Annotated in this window: 6 protein-coding genes; 3 read left to right on the top strand and 3 right to left on the bottom strand. The window is 73.7% G+C overall.

What is annotated here, in order from left to right; genetic code table 11:
* Window positions 1-3 precede the first annotated feature (3 nt).
* Window positions 4-15,021: a hypothetical protein gene (locus LNW73_RS02825; RefSeq protein ID WP_250993135.1), complete on the top strand. Its 15,018-nt coding sequence runs from the start codon at window positions 4-6 to the stop codon at window positions 15,019-15,021.
* Window positions 15,022-15,103: 82 nt separating this feature from the next.
* Here LNW73_RS02825 and LNW73_RS02820 read toward each other — a convergent pair whose 3' ends face one another.
* The 3 genes from LNW73_RS02820 to LNW73_RS02810 form a co-directional block, all read right to left on the bottom strand.
* A complete protein-coding gene (locus tag LNW73_RS02820) occupies window positions 15,104-15,997 on the bottom strand; it encodes an RICIN domain-containing protein (RefSeq protein WP_250988729.1) in 894 nt (297 codons plus the stop codon).
* A 150-nt stretch (window positions 15,998-16,147) separates the two neighbouring features.
* A complete protein-coding gene (locus LNW73_RS02815) occupies window positions 16,148-18,187 on the bottom strand; it encodes a hypothetical protein (protein ID WP_250988728.1) in 2,040 nt (679 codons plus the stop codon).
* Between the two features lie 625 nt (window positions 18,188-18,812).
* Entirely contained in the window at window positions 18,813-19,886 is a 1,074-nt protein-coding gene (locus LNW73_RS02810) for an AI-2E family transporter (protein ID WP_250988727.1), read from the bottom strand.
* A gap of 407 nt (window positions 19,887-20,293) precedes the next feature.
* Here LNW73_RS02810 and LNW73_RS02805 point away from each other — a divergent pair, with 407 nt between their 5' ends.
* Both LNW73_RS02805 and LNW73_RS02800 read left to right on the top strand, forming a co-directional pair.
* Window positions 20,294-22,453, top strand: coding sequence for an MMPL family transporter (locus LNW73_RS02805; protein WP_250988726.1), 2,160 nt, complete (start codon window positions 20,294-20,296; stop codon window positions 22,451-22,453).
* A gap of 112 nt (window positions 22,454-22,565) precedes the next feature.
* Window positions 22,566-23,246 (top strand): Crp/Fnr family transcriptional regulator, encoded by a 681-nt coding sequence (locus LNW73_RS02800; protein WP_308407630.1) that lies wholly within the window; start codon window positions 22,566-22,568, stop codon window positions 23,244-23,246.
* Window positions 23,247-23,433: the final 187 nt, after the last annotated feature.

The raw sequence follows: 23,433 nt of genomic DNA, 5'->3' as shown, positions 1-23,433 counted from the left end.
ATCATGGCAAGCGCGGATTCCGTACTCGACACCATCAGCATCGACGACATGATCGAGCTGGCCAACGCGTGGATCCGGCTCGGCGACGAGCTCCACGAGCGCAGGGTCGCCGTCGGCGGCCACCTGGGCGGCCTCGGCATGACCGGCGCCGCCGGCGACCAGGCGCACCGGGCATGGGACGAGGCTCTCGGCAAGACCATCGACGAAGCCGCCGAGACCGCCTGGACGATCGGCCAGACCATCCAGCGCTACGCGGACGAGCTGCACAAGGCCGCCGACGAGTACGCGAAGAAGATCAACGCCTCCATGTGGGCCAACCTCATCGGCGCCCTCCTCGGCCTGGCCTTCCTGTTCGTCGGGCCGCTGCTCAGTGGCCTGTTGACGATGATCAGCTCACTGCTGAGCCGGCTGATCCCGGTGCTCGCCCAGCTGGCCGCCCGCCTGGGCACCGTCGGCACCGCGATCGCCGGCGGCCTCGGCGGCGCCGCGACCGGCGCCGCCCTCAACCTCGGCATCGACGTCGCCGTAGGGGAGGCGGGCGCCGCCATCGCGGGCACCGACTATGACGTCGACTGGGGCGCCGAAGCGTGGAGCATGGGCCTGGGCGCGATCCTGGGCGGCGGCTTCGGCGCCTTCTCCGGCTTCCGCTACAAGCCGAGCCCGACCACCCCCGCCCGGGCCCCCGAGGGCGGCGTCCCGACGCCCACTCCCCGAGGAGAGGCGACCCCCGGGCTCGGCTCCAACCCCGCGATGATCGGCGGCGGCCCGCACGTCACCCCGCCGCCGCGGCTGTCCGGCGGCGACCACGCGGCCCCCAGCCCCGGCGCCCTGGGCAAGGGGGACGGCGCCCTCGCCCCCGGCCCGCTCGACCTGAAGGGCGGCGGCGTGTCCGCCAACCCGTCGCATCCCACCAACAGCGGACCCGGCGCGGGCCACACCGATGGCGTCACCGCGCCCAACCCCGGTGCGCGGAGCGAGAGCCCCGCCACCAGCACACCGCCGCCGGTCGGCGGGCGCTCCAACGCCGGCGGGACCGGCGGCTCCCCGGCTCCCCACAGCCCGGAGCTGGGCGCAGCCACCCCGCAGCATTCCGGCGGTTCCCCGGCGAGCCCGGAGTCCCGTCCGGGCAACCCGGCCGGTTCCGAGGTGTTCGCGGGGCCGGGTCAGCGGTTGGGTGGTCCGCAGGCGAACCCGCACGGGACAGCGGAGCCGAGTGGTGGCGGGCAGCCGCCGGTCACGGGCAAGCCGGCGAACCCGGCCGGCTCTGAGGTGTTCGCGGGGCCGGGTCAGCGGTTGGGCGGTGCGCCGAGGAATCCGCACGGAACGCCGGAGCCGAGTGGTGGTGGGCAGGCGCCGACCGCGGTGAAGCCGGCCAATCCGGCCGGCTCTGACGTGTTCGCCGGCCCGGGCCAGCGGTTGGGCGGTCCGCAGGCGAATCCGCACGGGACGCCGGAGCCGAAGCCGGCGCCTGAGGAGGGAAGCCCGAAGCCGAGTGGTTCCGGTGGGACGGATCCGTTCGCGGGGGCGGGTCAGCGGTTGGGTGGTCCGCAGGCGAACCCGCACGGGACTCCGGAGCCCAGTGGTGGGGGGCAGCCGCCCGCCGCGGTGAAGCCGGCCAACCCGGCCGGTTCCGACGTGTTCGCCGGCCCAGGACAGCGGTTGGGCGGTCCGCAGGGGAACCCGCACGGCACCCCCGAACCGCAGCCCGCCAAGGGCTCGTCGTCCGGCGGCCCTGGGGCGGCGGACACGTCCGCCGGCGGCCGGGGCTACGACTACCCCGCGACGGACACCAATCGCCCGCCCGCTGAGGCCGCTGGCAGCACGCAGCAGTCCGGTGCCCCGACGCCCGCGGACCCGTTCGAGGGCCGCGGGCAGAACCTCGGCACACCACCGGCCGACCCGCACGGCACCGCGCAGCCGCGCCCGAGCGGCGGGAACCGTCCCGGGGAGGGGATCCCCGACAGCGGTGGCGCCAAGCCCCCGACGCGTTCGGGACCCGGCTACGACCGCCCGGCCACCCTCGGCGACACCTCCGGCGGCACGCCCGGCGGTAGCCGCGGAACCGGGGAGGGCGGCGGGAACCTCCGCGCCAACGAGGGCAGCAGCACCTACGTCGAGACGCAGCCGCCCGGCTCCCGGCCCGGCCCCGGGGCAGGCGACAGAACCACTGGGGACGGCGGACCTTCGTCCTCATCCTCGTCCGCTGCCGCGGGGCCCGCGGAGACCTCCGCGCCGAAGGCCGCCCAGGGCACACCCGATCCGGGCCCGTCCGGGGCCACGTCCTCCGGCCCGGCCCGGACCGAGGGCGCTTCCGAGGGGAACGGCGGAGCGCGCCCGACTCCGACGCAGCCCGGCCTGCCGGAGCCGTCGGCACCGGCCGGCGGCGCGCGCGGGGGCGACACGGAAGGTGCCCCCGTCCCACAGAGCGGCCTGCCGGTTCCGGGCGGACGTCCGGCCGAGCAGCCGGGCGCCGACACGGGCCGCCCTGCCTCCGTGACGCGGCCCGGGGACGACGGGACCACTTCGGTGTCCCCGTCCGGGACCGCGCCGTTGGGATCGTCTGCACCGACCGAATCCGGTGGTACCACGCAGCGCGGAGCGCAGTCCTCGGCGACCCCTCCCGCCGCCAACACCGCGAGCGGCCCGGACAGCAGCGAGGGCACAGTTCCGCCGGTCGCCCCGGTCGCCCCGGTCACTCCCGTGTCTCCGGTCGCCCCGGTGTCTCCGGCGGCGTCCGTGCCGGTCACGACCGCTCCGGCCGGTGCCGTCGCACCTAGCGCACCTACCGCACCCATCGCACCCACCGCAGCCACGGCCCCCACCATCCCCACCGTACCGACCGCAGGAACTGGTGGGGCGCCCACCGTGGCAGGTGCGCGGCCCGCCAACCCCATTGCGGCACCGTCCGGTTCGGGGGCCACGGCCACCTCGGGCAGTACTTCGGGCAGTACCTCGTCCGGACCCGTGGAGCCGTCGGCACCGGCGACGGACGGCACCTCGTCCGGGGGCACCTCGGCCTCCCGTCACCCGGGCGCGGCGCGGTTCGACATCGACACGGCGCGGGCGCGGCTCGACGACTCCTCAGTGCCTGAGGAGCGGCGGGAAACCTCCCTCCAATGGGCCGCGGACGCGGTGCTGGACCGGATCGGTCACGTGGCGCCGGGCGACAACCCGCTGGGTGTGGTGCCACGGGTGGAGGAGGTCATCGAGCTGGTCGCGGCCGAGCACCTGCGGGGCGGACATCTGCCCGCGACAGCCCTGTTGGGCTCCCTCGTCCCGCCCCCCGTCGAGCAGGCATCGGTGCAGCTCCCGCAGGGCACCCACCTGGCACCGCCGTCCGGTCGGGCGAGCGTGGACCCGGTCCGGGACTGGGAGCAGATCTCGGCCGTTTCCGGGCAGCGGCGCTCCGGCGCGCTGCGCGGTATCGACGAAGCGGTGCGGCGGCTGGGCCCGGCCGCCGGCCGGCGTGATCTGGAGCAGGTGCTCGCCGCTGTCCGGACGTGGCAGAACGAGAAGTCGCCGGCGAGCAGTCGTTGGGCGGCGGTCGGGCAGCTCGAGGCCGCAGTGCGCGGTCGGCTGGATGCGGTGAACCCGCCGCGCCCCGGCGCGCAGGCCGGTCCCAGCGCACCGGCCGGATCCTCCGTGCAGGCCGGGTCGTCCGCGCAGGGGCACGCGGGCCCGGCACCGGCGGTGGTCCCTGCGGGGCCGCGTCCGGTCGAGGTGGAGGGTTTTGCGCCTGCGAGTGGTTTCGAGGCGGAGCTGCATCGGTTCCGGGTGGGGGTGCCCGCGGGGGAGGACCTGTTGTCCTACGGCGATGTCGTGGTGCTTCCCGGGCTGCTGAAGATCACCTTGGACCGGGTAGGAGACACGGCCGTCCTGGAGGTGGTGTCCGATCCGGCGCGTGGACTCGTTCGGGGACATTCCGACGGTCGGGCCGAGCGGTCGGAGGTGTTGGCTGCGTTCCGTAGGGTGCGGGTGCTGCTGGATGCAGCGGTGCCGGGTGCGACGCTGGGGCGGATCTTCTCGGCGTCGGAGGGTTTCCAGGTCGCGGTGGATGCGGAGGATCTGCCGGTGCGGGGTGGCCGGGCCAACGCTGGGGAGACGATTCTGGTCCATCACACCGCGACGACTCCGCTGAGCGGGGTGATCCGGTTCCTCGAGCATGTCGGCGTTCGCATGCGGCGTGAGTCCGAGCCGGTGCAGATCGCCCACCAGGATCTGCAGGGGGCGCTGCGCTTCGGGCGTGCTGTCGTTCCCCGCTTCCAGCAGTGGCTGGCCGGGCGGCCGGATCTGGCGGGGCAGGTGAATGCGTGGGACGCCGATGAGGTGTCCGGCGCACTGGTCCTCGGGTACACGCAGGTCGCTGCGGCGGTTCGGGACACCGAGCCGGGGCGTGCCCGGGCGAAGGACTTCACGGCGGGCGCTTCCCGGGAGTCCTTGCAGGCGGTCCGGGCCGGGCTGGGCGTGGTGCCGAGGGTGTTCCTGGAGAGCGACGCCGGTTGGCTCGCGGGCGAGTTCGAGCGCACTCTTCGCGCCGACATAGGAACGACCGAGGGTTTGCTGAACCGGCCGCTGCACTTCTACAACGAGGCGACGATCGGGAACTACCTCGACAACCTGCTCCGCGCGGTTCCGGAGCGGCTCGTCGACCAGTATCAGGCGCTGAGGATCCGTTCCCACTTCGGTGTGCTGGACAGCAACCCGGAGGACGGGAGCGGGACTCCGCGTATCGTGCCGTCGGTCGTCCGGGTGGAGACCCGGCCCTATGCGTCGGCCCAGTCGACCGAGGACACCATCGAGCAGGAGCACAACACTCTGGCGGAGCTGTCCCTCGAGCTCTACAACGACGCCCGCCGGCAACACGGACTCCCTCCGGTCGGCGGCCCGCTGGCACAACCGGCCCCCGCCGCGGGCACGTCGTCAGGAACGGCGCGACCGGCGCCCCCGACGACCACGACCGTGCTGGAACAGCCCGCCACCCACGTGCCGCCCACGACGGAGACATCCGCCCGCGCGCTCCCGGCTCCCCTCTCCGACCTCGCCACCCGGCTGCCCGGGATGACGGCCGAGGAACGGTCCCGGGAACTAACGCTGCTGCCAGCGGCCCAGCTGGACGTGCTGGCCGCCGACGAAGGACTGGTCACCGGCCTGCGGGACCACCTGCCGCCCGCCGCCTTCGCGGACACGGCCGCCCAGCTCCTGGTACGGGTGCCCGAGGGGGTCGAACAGCCGGTCTCCGCCCGGCAGGAGGCGCAGGACCGGATCGCCGGCATGCTCGCCGACCCCAAGGTGGCCGCGCGCCTGCTGACCGGAGGCACCCGGATCATCGTCGTCCCCCGGGACGTCCCGATGACCGCGCTCGGCCCGTTCGCCGCACTGCGCGGCACCCGCATCGAGGGACGGCCCCTCGAATCCCTGCGCGGCATCCTCCACAACGGCCAGGTCGCGGCCACCGAGGAGAACCTGCTGGGCGAGACCACCGGGGTGCCGGGCGACGGTGTCTACCCGGACGGCTACTCCACGACCACCCACGAGTTCGCGCACGCGATCCATGAGCGTGGTCTGAGCGCGGCGGACCGTGCGATCATCGCGGGCGCCTACCGGGCCACGGTGGACCAGGGCACGGCCGCGCACTGGCCGGACGGTCCGCTGCGCGACCCCTCCGGCGTCCGCGCCGGTGCCAATTACTCCTCCCGCGACGAGCACGAGTACTTCGCCCAGCTCAGCAACGCCTACCTGGGCACGAACACCGGCACCGACCCGTACACCGGGGCACTCCGTAACAACGGCGCGGACTGGGTGCGGACGTACGAGCCCGGCCTGCTGCCCCTGCTGGAGCGGCTCTACGGTCCGCCGCAGGAGAAGAGGGCCCGGGCGAACCCCGTCACCGCGGTGCAGGCCGAGAACGAGACCTGGGCCGGCTTCCGGGCGCTGTGGGACCGGGCCGAGCAGGAACTGCGGCCTCAGCCCCATACCCCGATGCCGCCGGTCACGGACACACAGGAGAGCTCCGTCCCGGACCAGGGGTCCTCCGCGCCCCTCGCCCCGGAAGAGGTCCGTCCGGCGCCGGGGACCGGGACCGGGGACCCGATCCGGGACTGGGAGCAGATGTCGGCGGTACCCAACCAGATCCGGTCCGGCCCCCTGCGGGCCATCGACAAGGCGGTACGGCAACTGCAGCACGACCCCGGCGCCCCGGCCCTGAACCGGGTGCTCGCCGCTGTCCAGACGTGGCAGGCGGGCAAGTCGCCGGCGAGCAGCCGCTGGCCGGCGGTCGCGCAGCTGCAGGCCGCCGTCCAGGGCCGGCTCGACGCGTCCCGTCGGCCCGCGGCGCACGGTGAGAGCTCCGCGCAGGGCGCGGCACGGGAAGCCGCCTCGGCGCGGGGTGCCGCAGTGTCGGCCGGGCAGTCGGCGACCGCGTCCGCGTCCGTTGCCGGCGCGACCGCTTCGGTCGAGGTGGAGGGTTTTGCGCCCGCGAGTGGTTTCGAGGCGGAGCTGCACCGGTTCCGGGTGGGGGTGCCCGCGGGGGAGGACCTGTTGTCCTACGGCGATGTCGTGGTGCTTCCCGGGCGGTTGGCCATCACCTTGGACCGGGTGGGCGCCATGGCTGTTCTGGAGGTGGTGTCCAGGCCGGCGCGTGGGCTGGTGCGGGGGCACTTCGACGGGCGGGCTGAGCGGTCGGAGGTGTTGGCCGCGTTCCGCAGGGTGCGGGTGCTGCTCGCGTCGGCACCTTCGGGTGCCACTCTGGGGCGGATCTTCCCGGCGTCGGAGGGCTTCCAGGTCGCGGTGGATGCGGAGGATCTGCCGGTGCGGGGTGAGGGGGCCAACGCCGGGGAGACGATCCTCGTGCACCACACCGCGACGACTCCGCTGAGCGGGGTGATCCGGTTCCTCGAGCACGTCGGCGCTCGCATGCGGCGTGAGTCCGAGCCGGTGCAGATCGCCCACCAGGATCTGCAGGGGGCGCTGCGCTTCGGGCGTGCTGTCGTTCCCCGCTTCCAGCAGTGGCTGGCCGCGCGCCCCGATCTGGCGGGTCAGGTGGATGGGTGGGACGCCGATGAGGCCGTGGGTGCCCTTGTCCTTGCGTACACACAGGTCGCAGCGGCGGTTCGGGACACCGAACCGGGGCGTCCCCGGGCGAAGGACTTCACGGCGGCCGCCTCCAGGGAGTCCCTGCAGGCGGTCCGGGCCGGGCTGGGTGAGGTGCCGCGCGCGTTCCTGGAGAGCGACGCCGGTTGGCTCGCGGGCGAGTTCGAGGGAACCCTCCGCGCCGACATGGGAACGACCGAAGGTCTGCTGAACCGGCCGCTGCGCTTCCACAAGGAGGCGACGATCCAGCACTACCTCGACAACCTGCTCCTCGCGGCCCCTGCTCAGGTCATCAGTCAGTATCAGGCGCTGAGGATCCGTTCCCATTTCGGTGTGCTGGACAGTAACCCGGAGGACGGGAGCGGGAATCCGCGTATCGTGCCGTCGGTCGTCCGGGTGGAGACCCGGCCCTACGCGTCGGCCCAGTCGACCGAGGACACCATCGAGGAGGAGCACAACACTCTGGCGGAGCTGTCCCTCGAGCTCTACAACGACGCCCGCCGGCAACGCGGACTCCCTCCGGTCGGCGGCCCGGTGGCACAGCCGGCCCCCGCCGCCGCAGGCACGTCGTCCGCAACGGCGCGCCCGGCGCCCCCGACGACCGCGACCATGCTGGAAGAGCCGGCCACCCAGACCCCGGCCACCCAGACACCGGTCACTCACGTGCCCCCCACGACGGAGACACCCGCCGCCTCGGAGCACCAACCGGCAGGCGTGGAGGCCCAACTCGCCGAGCACGGACTCTTCCCGGTGTACATCCCCGCCGACGGAGACGCGCTGGCGAACGCGCTGATCGCCGTAGCGCCGAAGGAGAGCGGGCAGGTCGTCGGTCAGAGCCGCCCCGCCGCTCCGGCGGAGCTGCGCGCCCAACTCGCCGACGCGCTCGCGGCCGACCTGGGCAGGGAGCCCGCCGCGCGCGGGCTGTTGTCCCCGGGGACGGTGCCGAACGGGCCGGACGGCGCACCGCTGCTGCCCGGAACGGCTGCCGGGGGCAGTGCGGACGAGATCGTCCGCGGGGTGCGGACCGGGAGCGGCCCGGCCTCCTCGGACTGGCTGACCCTCGCGGTCGCGGCGCCCGGGCTGCGGCTGCGGATCACCGTACTGTCGCCGTCCGGCGCCCCCTGGACGGTCGGACCCGCCGACGGACGCCCTGTCGTCCTCCTCCAGCAGGAGCGGCCCGGGCCCTACACCGCCCGCTGGGTGGCGACCGAACCCGTAACCGCGGCCGAGCAGGCCCGGCGCCCCCGCCAGGAGAGCGCGGACGAGACCTCAGGGTCCACCCGGGGCGGTACGTCCTCCGCCGCGCCATCGACCGTGACCCCGGGAACGGCCCGGAGCGCCGTCGGGTCGCCCCCGGCCACCCCCGTGGCCAGTCAGGCCGCAGCCTCCAGCCCGGCGCGGCCCGCGGTCTTCTTCGGCCCCGACCCCCGGCCGGTGACGCCCACTCCGGCCGCCGCCGCGACGGAGAACCCGCCTCCCGTACCGGAGACCTCGCCGGCCCCCACCACCACGACAACCGCCGCGCCCGCCCCCGAGAACGCCCTCGTCCCCGCCGCCCACGATCCCGGCGAAGACAGCTCCCGCGAAGCCACAGCAGTCGGCAGCGGTAGCAGCAGCGGCAGCGGTGGCGGGTCGGGCTCCGGGTCCGGCTCCGGGTCGGGCTCCGGGTCCGGGTCCGGGTCGGGCTCCGGGTCCGGGTCCGGGTCCGGAAGAGCCCCCGTGGCCCCAGAGAGCGCCGCCGCCGCGCCCCGCGCCCTGTCGCCCTACGTCCGCGACTACGGCGCCCGGCACGACGGCCTCGTCGGGCTGGTGCCCCACGAGCCCGTTCCCGAGGACGTACTCGCCGCGCTCCACCAGCAGGTGCTGACCGCCCTGGGCGTGGCGCCCGGCGCCGCCGAGGCAGCGGTGCGAGGGCAGCTCGCCGAGCAGCTCAGCTCTCCCGAGATCGCCATGCATCTGGCTTATGTGCGGAGCTCGCGCGGGCATCGCGTCACGGTCACCGTGGACGGCACGGAGCACACCGTCGACGTCCGGCTGCGCCTGACCGATCCGCGGCATGCCACGCGCCAGGGAACCCTGGGCGAGGTACCGCGCACGACGAAGTCGGAGCGACAGGGCGACGGCGGACAGGCCTCCTCCGCGGGCGAGAGCTCCGGCACGCTGCGGACGGTCCCGATCCCGTGGACCGGGATCTACAACGGACCCGCCGGGCCACTGCGCTGGTTCGACGGGGCGCTCACCCTGAACCTGACGCACCATCAACTCACGCAGTCCACCACGGTCAGCGAGGGCGTCACCACCACGACCATGGAGCGCGCCAACGACCCCGAGCACGCCGTCGACTTCACCGGCCGGTGGCAGGTACGGGTGGACACCGACCGGAACGCGCCGGGGGACACCTGGGGCGCCGAGCGGGGCCACGGGCCGCTGACCGTCTGGTTCTCCGAGCACCGGGCCTTCGACCACGGCGGCGCCGGCGGCCCGCTGCCGGAGCCCGCCGGGCTGGACGACCTCCCCCTGTGGGGCGTGGACGCCGTCGCCGAACCGGGCAGGCTGCTGGACCAGGTGCTCGACGACGACGCCTTCGCCGCCCTGCACAACCTGGGCGCGGACTCCCGGCGCGAGCTGGAGGAGTTCCTCGCCGAAAGGATGCTGCGCGCCTCCCTCCCGATGCAGCGGGACCGCGGCGTGTACTCGCCCGTGCTGCTGGACGACAGCGGCAACGCGCTCGGCGTGCTCCGGCTCGCCGCCACCGTGCGGCCGGGGGACGCGAGTGCCCAGACCCCGGACGGCCAGTTCCGGCTGGAGTCCTGGCTCACCTACTCCTCCGGCGTGGACCGCTCGGCGCGGCTCACCAACGGCATCGGGCTCGACGGCAGCGGCGGGCCGTCGTTCACGTCCGACCACGCGCCCGGCCACCCGTCCGCCGCCACCCGCACGGGCGGTGGCGTCTACGCCAAGGCCGGCGTCTCCTGGCAGTCCAACGACGCGCTGAACACCAGCAACAAGGCATCGTTGATGCACGGCCTCTACACGGACAGCAACCATCTGCTGATCCCGGGGGACGTCACGTACCGGATCACGCTCGTCCGCCCGGGCGGCGGCGAGATCACCCGCTCCTACGGTCCGTGGCGGGAGGGCGTCCAGCTGCGGCTGCTGCCGCGCGGTGTCGCCAACGGCCGGGCTCCCGGGCCGAACGAGCTGCGCGGGCTCCCCGGCCACCTGGAACACCTCGAAAGCATCGGCTTCTCCGCCGTGCCCGTCGCCGTCAACGGCACGGAGCAGATGTTCCGGAGGGCGGAGGAATGGCTGCGACAGGAGGGATTCCTGCCGCCGCGGGAACACGGCTACACGGTGAACGAGCCGCGGGTGCAGTCCCAGCTGGCCAATCTGCGGCGGTTCGAGCAACTGCGCTCCAGGCTGGGCCAGGCCGCCGCTCTGCCGGACGCCGTCGAGGGCGGCCGGCCCGTCTGGTTCGAGCTGCCGGGCCACCTGAGCGGCAGCCGCCGCGTCCAACTGCGCTTCACCGCCGCCCGGGACCGGACCCCACGCCCCGGTGAGGTGGGCACACCGCCCGCCGTGCACACCCGGCATCTGCCGGACGTCCGGATCACGGGATTCAGCTCCCACGAGGCGCGCGGCACCCGGCAGAGCGGCACCCAGGTCGGCGGCACGGTGGGTGGCGGGGGCGGTCCCCGCTGGGCACTGGCGGACGGCGGTTGGGCGCTGGACTCCACCGGCGAGTACGTCCGGGGCGCGCAGCGCTCGAGTTCCGCGACCGCCGGATCCGCGGTGACGGACCAGCTCACCAGCACGGTCAGCGGCAGCACCGAACTCTTCGCCGTCCCGGCCCGGTTCGCGCTGAACCTCTACGAGGGCGCCGCCGAGGACCCGCTGGTGCGCTTCGCCGATCCCGCTTCCGATCCGGCTTCGCCTGCCGCGCCCGGCGAGGCCCGGCCCGCGCCGACCGGGCCGCTGGGCCTCCCGGCCGCCCCGGCGAGGCAGCCGACCGTCGCAGGCCACGTCACGCTGGCCGTGCCGCAGCACCGCACGCTCCCGGCGCAGGGCCGGATCGTGCCGCCGCCCACCCTGGACGTCATCCGCACGCCGCGCACCGACGGCGGACCGCAGGACGACACCGTGCGGTCCGGCCTCACGGACGCCGCAGGACAGCCGCAGCCGGGGCTGATCCGGCTCCCCGACGATGCGCTCGTGGACACCTTCCGCGGCAGCGCCGCCCTGCGGGAGGCGTTCCGGCAGCTCGTCACCGGTACCTACCCTGGCCACCCGCCCGCCGGCGCGTTGGGCCGCCGACTCCACACGTTCAGCGGCCGGATGCCCGACCTGGTGACGGCACCCGGCACCTGGCTGGGCGAGTACCTGGCCGGCCCCGCCGCCGGGAACCAGGGCGCTTTCGCCGGCGAGGTCCTGAACCAGCACGTGCGGGTCGCCAACCTGCTCGCCCGCGCGCAGCAGATCTTCAACGGCTCCTATCTCATCGAGGGCCTGGTCCTGCCCGGACTCGGCGCCGACCAGGAACTGTCCCTGGAGATCACCGGCTACCTGCACCACGCCACGCACGGCGGCTCCTTCCGCAGCCAGGGCAAGACCGACCTGACCGTGAGCGACGCGTCCGCCCAGCAGCGCTCCGTCGCCACGTCCCATCAGTTCGGGGGAGGACTCACCGCGCTCCAGGCGGTGCCCACCCCGCCCGTCGGCGGCCCGCCGCCGCGGGCCTCGCAGGCCAACCCGGGCCTGCGGGTCGCGGGCAGCAGCCGTACCGAGGCCGTGAGCGAGCGCTCCGCGGGCACCTCGGTCGTGCGGGTGCCGGTGGAGTCCGGCGACCAGCATCTGATCACCGCCGACGCCACCCTGCTGGTGACGCTGCGGCACGGCACCCGGAACTTCTTCGGCAACTTCGTGGGTCTGGGCAGCCGGGACGGCATCACGGTCGCCATCGACCTGCCCCGTGCCGTGCAGTTCACCCTGGCCACCAGCCAACTGGGCCGTTTCGCACGCTGGTTCGCGCACGTGCCCGGCCTGCCCCGGCCGGTGCTGCCGGCCCCCACGGTGCCGCTGCCTGACCACTTCGCCCGCACCCGCGAGCTCGGAGCCGGCAGCGTGCTGTCCGTCACCCAGCTCGACGACCCGGTGCGGCGCAACGAGAGCCGCGACCGGCTGCACCGCGAGCTGCTGGCGCTGGTGGAGCGGGAAGCGCCCGGCGTGACCCGTCCGGGAAACGCCGCGTACCTGCCGGGGGTGGCCACTCGCATCGCCGACCTGACCGCGCCGGCCGCGGTGCGCGCGCTGCCCGCGCGGGGCACGGTCCGGCTGTGGTTCCGGTACGCCACGATGGGCGGCACCCGGCTGGTGGAGGTCACCCTGAACGCCCGCCCCGAAGCCCAGACCCCGGCCCTGCGCCGGATGCTCGGGCGCCCCGCGGGCGGCGGGGCCGGCGTGGAGGTGGTGGGCATCCACGCGCCGGACAACAGCGCGGAGTCCCAGGGGATCAGCCGGACGCTCCAGGTGACGGCCACCCCGATCTCCCGGTACGCCCGCCCGGGCGCGAGTGCGGGCCGCACCGACCGGACCGGCCCGGTGCTGTCCGCCTCCGTGACCCGCGGCCGCACCTCGCGCACCGACTCCTCCGCCGACGACCGGCACTGGACGCGGACCGGCAACTCCGCCGACTTCGACGACATCGGGTACACCTTCACCGGCTCCGTCCGCTCCGAACTGATCTGGGACTGGCCGCCGGACATGGTCGGCGGCTTCCTGGAGAACGGCTGGGTGTCCCTGACCGCACGGGACGGCAGCGGGCTCGCGCAGCGGCTGGCCCGGATGGTGCGCGGCCGGCCCGCCCGCGAGGTCCGGGTCCCGGCGGCGGTGGCCCTCCGGTTCATCGCCGCTGAAGCCGTCGCACCGCGCCCGCACGATCCGCCGGTGCGGCCCCGCATCACGCACACCGATCCCCGGGCGGCCGTGCCGCACGGACCGCTGCCGGTCGACGGGCGGCCCTTCACCGCCGGGCCCGCACTGCTGCCCACCGGTCCGACACCGGTGCTCGGATTCAACGGCCTGCCGCAGCTCGCCGAGGCCTTGCGGACGGTGGCGCCGGGTATCGCGGGCGCCCTGGACTGGTCGGCGGACACACCGCCGGATGCCGCGGCGGCCCGGTTCGGGGAACTCGTGCAGGCCGGGCGGATCAGCGTCGACCTGTCCGCCACGGCCGGACCGGCCTCCACGATGCCCGGGGCCTGGCCCACCGGGAGCGATCCCGAGGAGACCCCCGTACTCCACGTGACGCTGCACAACCCGCGGCCGGTCACCGACGCCGAGGACGTCGCCGTGGACCGGCTGCGGCGCCCCGCGAGCTCCTCCAGCAGCTCCTCGGCCGTGGGCTCGGCGGCAGGCATCGGCTACCAGTTCACCCAGAGCGGCAACCGGTCGAACCGGCACGTGGTCGGCTTCACCACCCCGCTGCTGACCCGGCAGCCGGTCACCCGCACCAGTGGTTCCTCGGTCTCGGCCGCGCAGCGGGACCGGTTCAAGACCGGTAACCCCGCCCGCTCCGCGACGGGAGCCAACACCCGCAGTTACGAGACGATGGTGGACGCGGTGGTCACGGTCACCGGACCGGAAGGCACCCGGTACGTCACCGGCAGCGCCGTCGTCCGGCTCTTCGAGCGGGACCTGCTCGGCCACGGGGTGATCGGGCCGCGCACCGCCTCACGGGTCTACGACCTTCCGTCGATGCTCGCCCGGCAGCCGGACGCCGTGCTGCGGGACTGGACGAGGCACCCGGTCACCGAACTGCCCGCGGTGCTGGCCGGGGAGCTGTCGGGCGGGGAGAGCGGAGCCCAGCTCTGGCTCGACCTCGGTGCCGACCCGGCCGGCCGCCGGCTGTCCCGCGCCCTGTACGTGGGCTCGCGGACCGCCCAGGCGGCGGGCCGTCCGGTGGAACTGGTGCTGCGCGGCAGAACGGGACTGAGGTTCTGGCCGTTCACCGCCGACGGAAGGCTCGCCGACCTCACCCCGGCCACCACCGACACCTGGAACCGGCTGCGTACGGCGGTGGTCACCGCCACCGACGCGGCCGCCGCGGAAGCGGACGCGGCCGGCCACGAGGCCGAGCTGCGTCCGCGCGAATCCCATGCCGCCGAGGAACTGGCCACGACGCAAGCGGCGTTGACCGCCGCGACCGCCGCGCACACCACCGCGGCCGGGGCGCTCACCGCGGCACGGACCGCCTGGCAGTCCCTCGCCGACCGGATGGCCGAGGCCGAGCGGTTCCGGGCCGAGGCCCAACGGGCGGCGGACCGGCGGGACGAGGCCGTCACGCGGGCCGAGGAGCGGCTCGCGGAGGCGGAACAGGCGCTGCACCGGGCCCGGGAGGCGGCGGAGCAGGCGGCGCGTCGGGCCCGCGAGGAGGCCGGGAGGAGCCGGCCGGCGGCCTCCGGCGCGGACGGGACGGCGGGGCCGCAGGCCGGTCCCGGCCCGGAGGCCGTGTCCGCCGCGGAGGCCGCGCGGGACACGGCCCGGGTGGAACGGGACATCGCGCGCGGGGTGGCCGAGGCGGCGCGGGAGACCGCCGAGCACGCGGCCGGCACGGTCGCGGAGCTCCAGGAGCGGCTGACCGCCGCCGGGGAACGGTTGAGCGCGGCCCTCGACGAGGAGCAGACCGCTGCCGCCGCGGTCACCTGGGCCGCCGCTGCCCGGGACGAGTGGCAGCAGACGCACCGGCGGCTCGGGGAAGAGCTGCGGAACACGCGTCAGGAGCAGGTCGACCAGCAGCGGCTGCAGCAGGGCGCGTGGGCGCAACTGCCCGGTCTGGCCGGGGCGCTGGCCGCCGACCGGTGCCGGGAGGGGACCGGCGGCGCCCGGTTCCCGCTCGACTCGCTCTCCTCGCCGCCCGGTGGTGCGGGCAGCTGAGACGTACGACGGCCCCGGCGGAGGATTCCGCCGGGGCCGTCGCGCATGGTCCGGTGCCTGCCTGCCTGCCTGCTCGGGCAGGTCAGATCAGCCGCCAGAGGCTGTCGCGGTCCGCGTCGCACCGGTCCATCCACACCCAACTCGCGGTCTTCGGGCTGTCGCCCCAGATCGCGAGACACAGCTGGTTGCTCATGTAGTTGCGGATCCTGACGGTGCCGTCACCGACCGGGTCGAGCCACCACAACTCGTTGTCCTCCACGGTGGAATGGCAGTTCGCCTCCTGGATCTGGGTGCGCGCAGGCTTCGGCACGCGCTCCGGCACGTCTATGCACAGGCCGTCCTTGGCGTTGACGAAGAGGACGAGCGAGGCGCCGCCAGGACCCGTGTCGCCGCGGTGGACCTGCATGTTCCACTGCTGATTGTCCGCGCCGGTGCCGTCGCAGTGGCTCTGGATGAGCATCATTTGGTACTGCCCGGGGCCGGTGCCCGGAAGGTCGGCGCACATGCCGGTGGCCGCGTTGCTCAGCAGCACCCCTGACCGGTCGGAGAGCACCATGGGGCGGGGCGCTGCCTTCTTCTCGGCCTGGGGCTTGCCCTCCTTCGAAGGCTTCGCAGGAGGGGCGGCCGGAACGGCATAGGGGGCCGGGGCCTCCGCACGGCCGGTGGGCTGCGCCGGCTCTGCCGGCTTCGTGGGCTTTGGAGTGGCCGGCCGGGCCGGGGACTGCGGGATCTTCTTGAGCGCCGCCGCCTGTTCGAAGGCCAGCTTCTGCTCCTTGGCGTCGGCGTCCGCCTGATAGCTGCGCCAGGCACCCATTCCCAGCGTGCCGCCCGCCACCAGCGCCAGCACCGCGGTGGCACCGGCGACCCGGATGCCCAGCCGGGAGCGCTCGCCCGGCTGTTGGGCGGTGCTCGTCAGCGCGTCGACGAACCGCGCCCGCTGCCGCCGTTTCGCGTCGTCCTGCTCGGTCTCACTCAACGCCCGTCCCCAACTCGCGAGAAATCGTTCATATGCATCCGTCCGGCCCTGCCCCGGGCCTGCCAGTCAACCACCGGGGGTCCGGTGACGGCCGTTCCCCGAGCGGGGTGAGCACGGGATGAGCACGAGGTGAGCAGTGCTCGGACCGCCTCACCGCGGCACCGGCCCGTACAGCTCGCGCTCCCGCAGCAGTTCCGCCGCCTTCGTCAGCGCCGTGGAGAGCCGGCGCCGGTAGGTGCTGAAGGACAGCGCGGCCCTGCTGGCCGCGGCCTGCTGGCTGCGCGGCCCGCCCAGATAGGTGATCTCCAGCACATCGCCCAACTGCCGCTGCCCTGGATACGCGCGCAGTTGGGCCACCGTCTCGGTCAGCACCTCGCGCAGCGCTGTCGTGTCCGCGCCGGGCGCCACCAGCCGGGTGCCGAGCAGCGCGCTCTCCGCGAGCAGCCGGGGGTCCCGCACACTACGGTAGGCGTGCTTGACGGCGTCGACGAACTCCGGCCACGGCATGGTGGATTCCACCAGCGCGGCGGTCGGCGCCAGCGCGCACGCGGGCTCATCGCTCAGCAGCCGGAAGCGGAGCGTCGCGGCCCAGCGGTCGAACGGTGCGCCGCGCCAGTCCTGTACGAAGGGGAGCACCCGCTCGCCGTCGGGTCCGTCGGCGGGCGCCGTCCGCTGCTGCCCGTACAGGGCGAGCAGCGACGCGAGCGCCGACTGCTCCCCGCCCGTACAGGTCCAGCTCACGGCCAGGCCGGGCGTGGTCGCCCACAGCGTGGTCAGCGCCGAACAGACGGCCGCCGCGCTGCCGGTGCTCCAGCGGGCCAGCAGCAGCCGCTCGGTACGCCGCAGCGGCGACCGGCCGTCCGCACGCTCCAGGGCGGCACGCGCCACCGGGTCGTCCGGCAGCCGCGTGGCGCCCGGCTCGAGAAGGGGTGCGACGAGCACGCCGACGAGCCGGCGGCCGTCCTCGGCGACGGTGAAGGCGGCCGGCTGGTACTCCCACCACCGCAGGGCCAGCGCGCCGGCCGCGACACCGTGCTCCTTCCCGATCGCGGCCACCGCCCCGTCCAGGTCCTCCCGGCGGGCGGCGCGCCACCGGATCCGGTCCGCGCCCCGCCAGTCCACCGCCTCCCGCGCCACCCGGTTCGTCCGGCCCAGATAGGCCAGCCCCGCACCGGACGCCCAGCGGTCGCCGGCCCGTTGTCCGAGCCGCTCGGTCAACTGGCCGTGCAGCCGGCCGAACAGCGACTCGTACTTCTCCGGTCCGCGCCACCGCAGATCGGCCAGCAGCGCCTCCCGCATCAACTCGTGCGGCACCAGTCCCTCCGCGGTGCTGTGCACGAACGACAGGCCGCACAGCCAGGTGTACAGCTCGTGCGCCGTGGCCGGCGGCACCTCCAGCGCGTGCCGTACCGACTCCTCGGTGGTGACCCGGGCCAGCGCCAGCACGTGCAGGGCGTCGATCCGGGACAGCGACAGGCTCTCGCGCAGCATCAGACGCAGGAGTTCGGCCACCAGGTCGGGGGAGTCGCGCAGTTCCCAGAAGCAGCGCTGTTCCAGGGCACCCATGGACTGTCCCCGCGCGTCGGCGAACAGCGCCAGCGCGAGCGGCAGTCCGTGCGCGGCACGCACGATGCCCGGGACCTCGGCCTCGTCGACGTCCCGGTTGCGCAGCAGCAGCGCGGCCTCCGCATCGTTCATCCCGGTCAGCCGCACGCTGCGCAGCGCGTGCCACCACTGCGGATCGGTGCGCCACTCGGCGGACGGCGGCAGCCGGCTGCCGACGACGAGCAGCGGGCGCGACGGCAGGCCGGGCAGGAACACGTCGCGCAGCCACCGCTCCAGCGGGCCCAGCGACTCCGCGGAGTCGATCAGCAGCACCTGCGCGCCCGCCGGCCCGCCCTGCGCCTCCAGCGCGGCCAGGAACGCCTCCGGCGTCGGGTCCGAGTGCCGCAGATCGACACTGCGGGTGACCCGGCCGTGCGCCTCGGCCTCCTCGGCGAACCGGCGCAGCAGGGTGCTCTTCCCGACGCCCGCCATGCCGTGCAGCCACACGACGAAGCAGCCGCGCCCATCGCTGAGCATCAGCTCCCCCAGCAGCCGCAGTTCGGCCACCCGGCCGGTGAAGACCTTGCTCCAGGACACTGCCGGCACGTCCCCGTGCGATTCCACCGGCAGGGCTGTGGGAGACATCTGCATGGTGTGTACCTGCAGTCCTTTCCTGTGTGACGACGGCTCCGTCCCGGTGGTCGGCCGGGTCGGTCTCCGCGTCATCGATACGTCCAGCGAGGGTGTGGGTGCACGGCCTGTCGGTCCGGCACATCCGGTGCCCGGTGTGCGTGTGGATCACGCACACCGTACGTATGGTCGAAGATGGTACGTAGTGCCGGTGACCGCGGCGCCGGCATCGCCCGCGCCCGATGGGCTGCCAAGCGCCGGAACGGGCACGATCGGCCCGTCACGCGCCCGTTTCCGCGCACCCGGGCTGTGTTGCGGTGCCACCGCCCCACCATTGCCCCAACCCCGCCTGAACTGAGGTTTCTTCACTCCGGCCGGCAGCTGCGCCGCCGCGGAGGAATGGATTCCGCGGGTGATCCGTAGCGCGGAAACGGGCAGGAATCCGTCAGGATTGCGTAAGTAATGTTCACGGCTTCCCGTCGTGGCGAAGCGCTCGCCGCCTGGTTCGGCACCCCGTCTGACGACCCCGATGGGGGAAGCGCCGTGCGGTCGCGTCAACCGCCCGTGGAACCGTGGAAGGAACCGGCGGCGCGCCGGCACGTCGTCCGCTGGATCGGCGGGCGCACCGACCCGCGGGAACTCAGGATTCCCGCCCTCCGTCGGGGGCCGGGTTCCGCGGCGGACCCGGTTCGCCCGCCGGGCGCAGCGCCTGATGGACCGACCAGAGGACGGACACCAGCGGTACGGCCACCACGGCGCCCATGACGCCGGCCGCGACGGCGCCGCCGATGACCGAGAACGCGACCACCACCGGATGCAGCCGGACGGCCCAGCTCATCACGATCGGGTGCAGCAGATGGCCCTCGATCTGCCCGATGATCACGATGAGGGCGACGACCATGGCCGCGATCAACGGGCCCTTGGCCGCCAGGGCCACCACGGCGGCGACGGCGAGCGCGATGGGGGAGCCGATCAGCGGAATGAACGCGGCGAAGAACTCCAGCAGGGCCAGCGGGAGCGCGAGCGGCACGCCGAGGACGAAAAGGGCCACGCCGACCAGGATCGCGTTGATCGCGGCCACCAGCACGATGCCGTGGGTGTAGCCGGTAAAGGTCCGCCAGGCCGCGCGGCCCCCGGTCATCACCCGTTCCCGGGCAGCCGGCGGAAGCTGATCGCAGAACCACCCCCACTGCCGGTCACCGGAGTGGATGAAGAAGACCGAGGAGAACAGGGCCAGCGCGAACACGGTGAGGACCTCGACCAGCCGGCCGGCGCCACTGACCGCGGTACTGATGAGGGTGGACCGGTGGCTGGACAGGAACTGGCCGATCCGGGACTGGACATCGGTGAGTGCCGCCGGGTTGAGCCGGAACGGCGGCCGCTGGAGCCAGAGCTCGATCCTGTCGACGCCCGCCCGGAACTCCCGGTCCAGCCCGGCGCGCTCTCCCGCCACCGCCCCGCCGACCAGGGCCAGGACGCCGAGGGCGAGGACGATACTGCCGAGCAGGGTCACGGCGACGGCGAGCGGTCGTGGCAGGAAGCGCTCCAGGAGGTCGGTCACCGGCCGGAGCATCGCCGTGATGACCAGGCCGAGGAAGACCGCCACGGTGATCTCGTGGAACCGCCCGAGCACGGAGAAGACCGCGTACACGAGGGCGCCCACCACGAGGATCCGCCAGGCGTACGCGGCAGCCGTCAGCAGAGCGGGGAACACTCGCGGCTCACCACCAGGCCCGGAGCCTGACGCCGGGCGCCGGCCGACCGGGTTGCCGGCCGGAGGAGGGGCGAAGCCGCGCAGCGCTTGGCGCGACGCCTTACGGATCCGGTGCCCGCGCCCGGCGGACGGCGCGACGGGGTCCGGACTGCCGGACTGCGGATGCGATGGCCTGGACATCTCCAGGCTCGTACCACCGGAGCCCCGCCCTGCCACGCCAACGGCCCGACATTCGCCCGAAGGCGCGCCGACCGTGTGGCGTAGGCCGACGGGGAAGGCGTCACGGGAACAGTCATTCGGCCCGCAGGCTCTGCCGTGTGGTTCAAAGTGTGCAAATCTGTCTGATAACAGAGGAAAGGGACCGAGGGCTGAGCTCGGGCACCTTACGGCGTGCGGGAGGACCGGGCATGCGTCGGTGGGCCGAATTCGTGCTGCGGCATCGCAGGGCGGTCGTGGCGTTCTGGGGTCTCGTGCTGGTCGCCGGCGTGCTGCTGGCGGGCCGGACGACGGATCGGCTGACGATCGACTTCTCGCTGCCGGGTCAGCCCGGCACCGTGACGGCGCACAAGATCGAGCACGCCTTCGGCAGCGGCGGCGACACGAGTCCGTATCTGGTCTCGGTCACGCTCCCGGCAGGGCAGACGATCACCGGCCACGAGGCCGAGGTCGGCCGCGCCTTCGCGGCGGCGGGCACCGCGGTCCCGAACGTGCGGGTGATCGACGAGGCGAACACCGGCGACAAGGCGTTCAGGACGAAGGACGACCGGACCGCCTATGCGATGGTCTTCTACCGGTTCAACCCGTCGCCGAGTCAGAAGCTGCTGACCGATCCGATCCAAGCGGCGGTACAGAAGGCCCTGCCGTCCGGCGCCACGGTCGGGGTGACGGGCCAGGACGTGCTGGCCTCCGGGGGCAATGACGGCGGCGGGCCGGGGGTGCTCGGGGAGACGCTCCTCGGTGCCGTCGGAGCCCTCGCCGTGCTCGCCTTCGTCTTCGCCTCGTTCCTCGCCTTCCTGCCGCTGCTGGTGGCCGCGGTGTCGATCCTCGCGACCTTCGTGATGCTGCTGCCGCTCACCTACGCCACCGATGTGTCCTTCATCGTGCAGTTCCTGGTCGCCCTCATCGGCCTGGGCGTGGCGATCGACTACTCGCTGCTGTTCGTCACCCGCTGGCGCGAGGAACGCGACCGCGGCCGGGACAATCACGAGGCCGTCGTGGTCGCGATGGAACGGGCCGGTCATGCGGTGGTGTTCAGCGGTGTGACGGTGGCCATCGGCCTGCTCGCCCTCGTCGTCCTGCCGGTCCCGTTCCTCCGCAGCATGGGCTACGGCGGGGCGCTCATCCCGCTCGCGAGCGTGATGACGACGCTCACCCTGACCCCCGCGATCCTGGGCGGCATCGGGCCGAAGGTCGACTGGCCGAAGATCCGGCACGAGAACCGGGCGAGCCGGTTCTGGAGCCGCTGGACCGCCGCCGTGGTACGGCGCCGCTGGATCGCCGCCGGCGCCGCGTTGGCCGCGCTCGGGGTCCTGGTCGGCGTCTTCTTCGGCATCAAGATCGGCCTGGCCTCCTCGGAATCGCTGGCCAAGAACGGCTCGGCCTACGACACCCTGCAGACCCTGGAGCGCGGCGGCGTCCCGACCGGCGCGCTGACCCCGATGGAGGTCCTGGTCCGCACCGACCAGGCGAAACCGGTCGCCGCCGAGCTGGCCAAGATCGACGGGGTGAGCAGTGTCCTCGTGCCGGCCGGGCCCGCCGGCAACCGGGACGGACAGAGCATCGTCGTCGTCATCCCGGACCACGAGACGGTGAACTCGAAGAGCGTCGACGTCGTCAAACGGGTCAAGAGCACCGCGGCGAACTTCCCCGGCGTCAGCGGTGTCGCCGGCATCGGGGCAGCCCAGATCGACTTCCTGCACGCCGTCTACGGCAACTTCCCCCTGATGCTCACCATCATCGCGCTGCTCACGTACATCCTGCTCGTGCGCGCCTTCCGCTCCCTGCTGCTGCCGCTGAAGGCGGTGCTGCTCAATCTGATCTCCCTGGCGGCGACCCTGGGCCTGATGGTGCTCTTCTGGCAGAACGGTCACGGTTCCAACGCGATCTTCGGCATCGCCGCCACCGGAGCCGTCACGTTCTGGATCCCGATCATGATCTTCGCGTTCCTGTTCGGACTGTCCATGGACTACGAGGTGTTCATCCTCTCCCGCATCCGCGAGGAGTACGACGCCGGCCACTCGACCGACGAAGCGGTCATCGAGGGCATCGGCCGCACCGGCCGGCTCGTCACCAGCGCCGCACTCATCCTCTTCCTCGCCTTCGCCGCGCTCGCCTCCGGCCCCGGCACCGATCTCAAAACCCTGGCGACCGGCCTCGGCCTGGGCATCCTGATCGACGCGACCATCGTGCGGATGCTGCTCGTTCCGTCCCTCGTCTCCCTCTTCGGCAAATGGAACTGGTACCTGCCCAAATGGGCAGCCCGCCCCCTCCGCGTACAACCGTCCTACCCCCACCCCGAACAGCCCGCCCCCGGGCCCCAGCCCGAGCCGCAACCACCCAGGGGCTGAACCGCCAGCCCATGCGTCCTCCGTTTGCAGCAGCCGTTACCGGACAAAGTTGCCCGACTAGCCTCAGATGTGGTCGGACAGTTGTAGAACTCGTGAGTCGGCCGGGGGCGAGGTGGTCGCGTACGGGGTGGGCGGGGGAAGGCGACGGGTGCTGTCGGACGAGGCATGGCATGAGCTACGGGGGCAGGGAGCGACCCGCACCTTTCGTGAGCGCAGCGTCATGCTGAGGCAGGGGTCAGCGGGAACGCACCTGCTCGCCCTCACTGCCGGCCTCGCCAAGGTCGTGCGCCGGGAACCGGACGGAGTCGTGAGCTGGCTGGCCTTCCGGGGACCGGGGGACCTGCTGGGCGAGGTGTCGGTCTTTGACGGCACCCCGCGCACGGCGGAGGTGGTCGCTCTCACCCCGTGCACGGCCGTCGTCCTGGAAGCAGAGCGGTTCCTGCGATTCATCGAAGAGCGTGGACTCGTCATGGACTTGATGCGCCAGGCACTGTCCCGGTTGCGAGAATCCGACACACACCGCACCGAATTGCTGACCCTTCCGCTGGTCGTCCGGTTGGCGCGGGCGCTCCTGCGACTGGCGGAACTCAAGGCGCTCGGAACCGAATCGGGCGACGTACGGCTGACCGGCCTGAGCCAGGAGGAGATCGCCCAGGCAACCGGAGTGACCCGCAACGCGGTCATCACCGGACTGCAGCGACTGCGGGAGTCCGGCGCGGTGGAGACGGCCCGCAAGGTGATCGTCATCAAGGACATGCAGGCACTGCGGGACTGGGCGATGACCGCGCTGTAGGTCCCGCTCGCGCCGCCCTTGTTGCCGACCCGCTGAACGTACCCATCCGTGCGGTGAGCGGGAATCGCCGTTTGAACCTGCCCGCGCTGTGACGTGGGACACCCCCTCAGTGCCCTGCGCTGTGCACTTGGACGGACCCACCCGGCGGAACCTCGAATCAAGCCGGAAGCCGGCTTCGTCACCGCCC

Source organism: Streptomyces sp. RKAG337, assembly GCF_023701715.1.
Lineage (GTDB): Bacteria > Actinomycetota > Actinomycetes > Streptomycetales > Streptomycetaceae > Actinacidiphila.
This window is presented reverse-complemented; position numbering and strand designations above follow the sequence as displayed.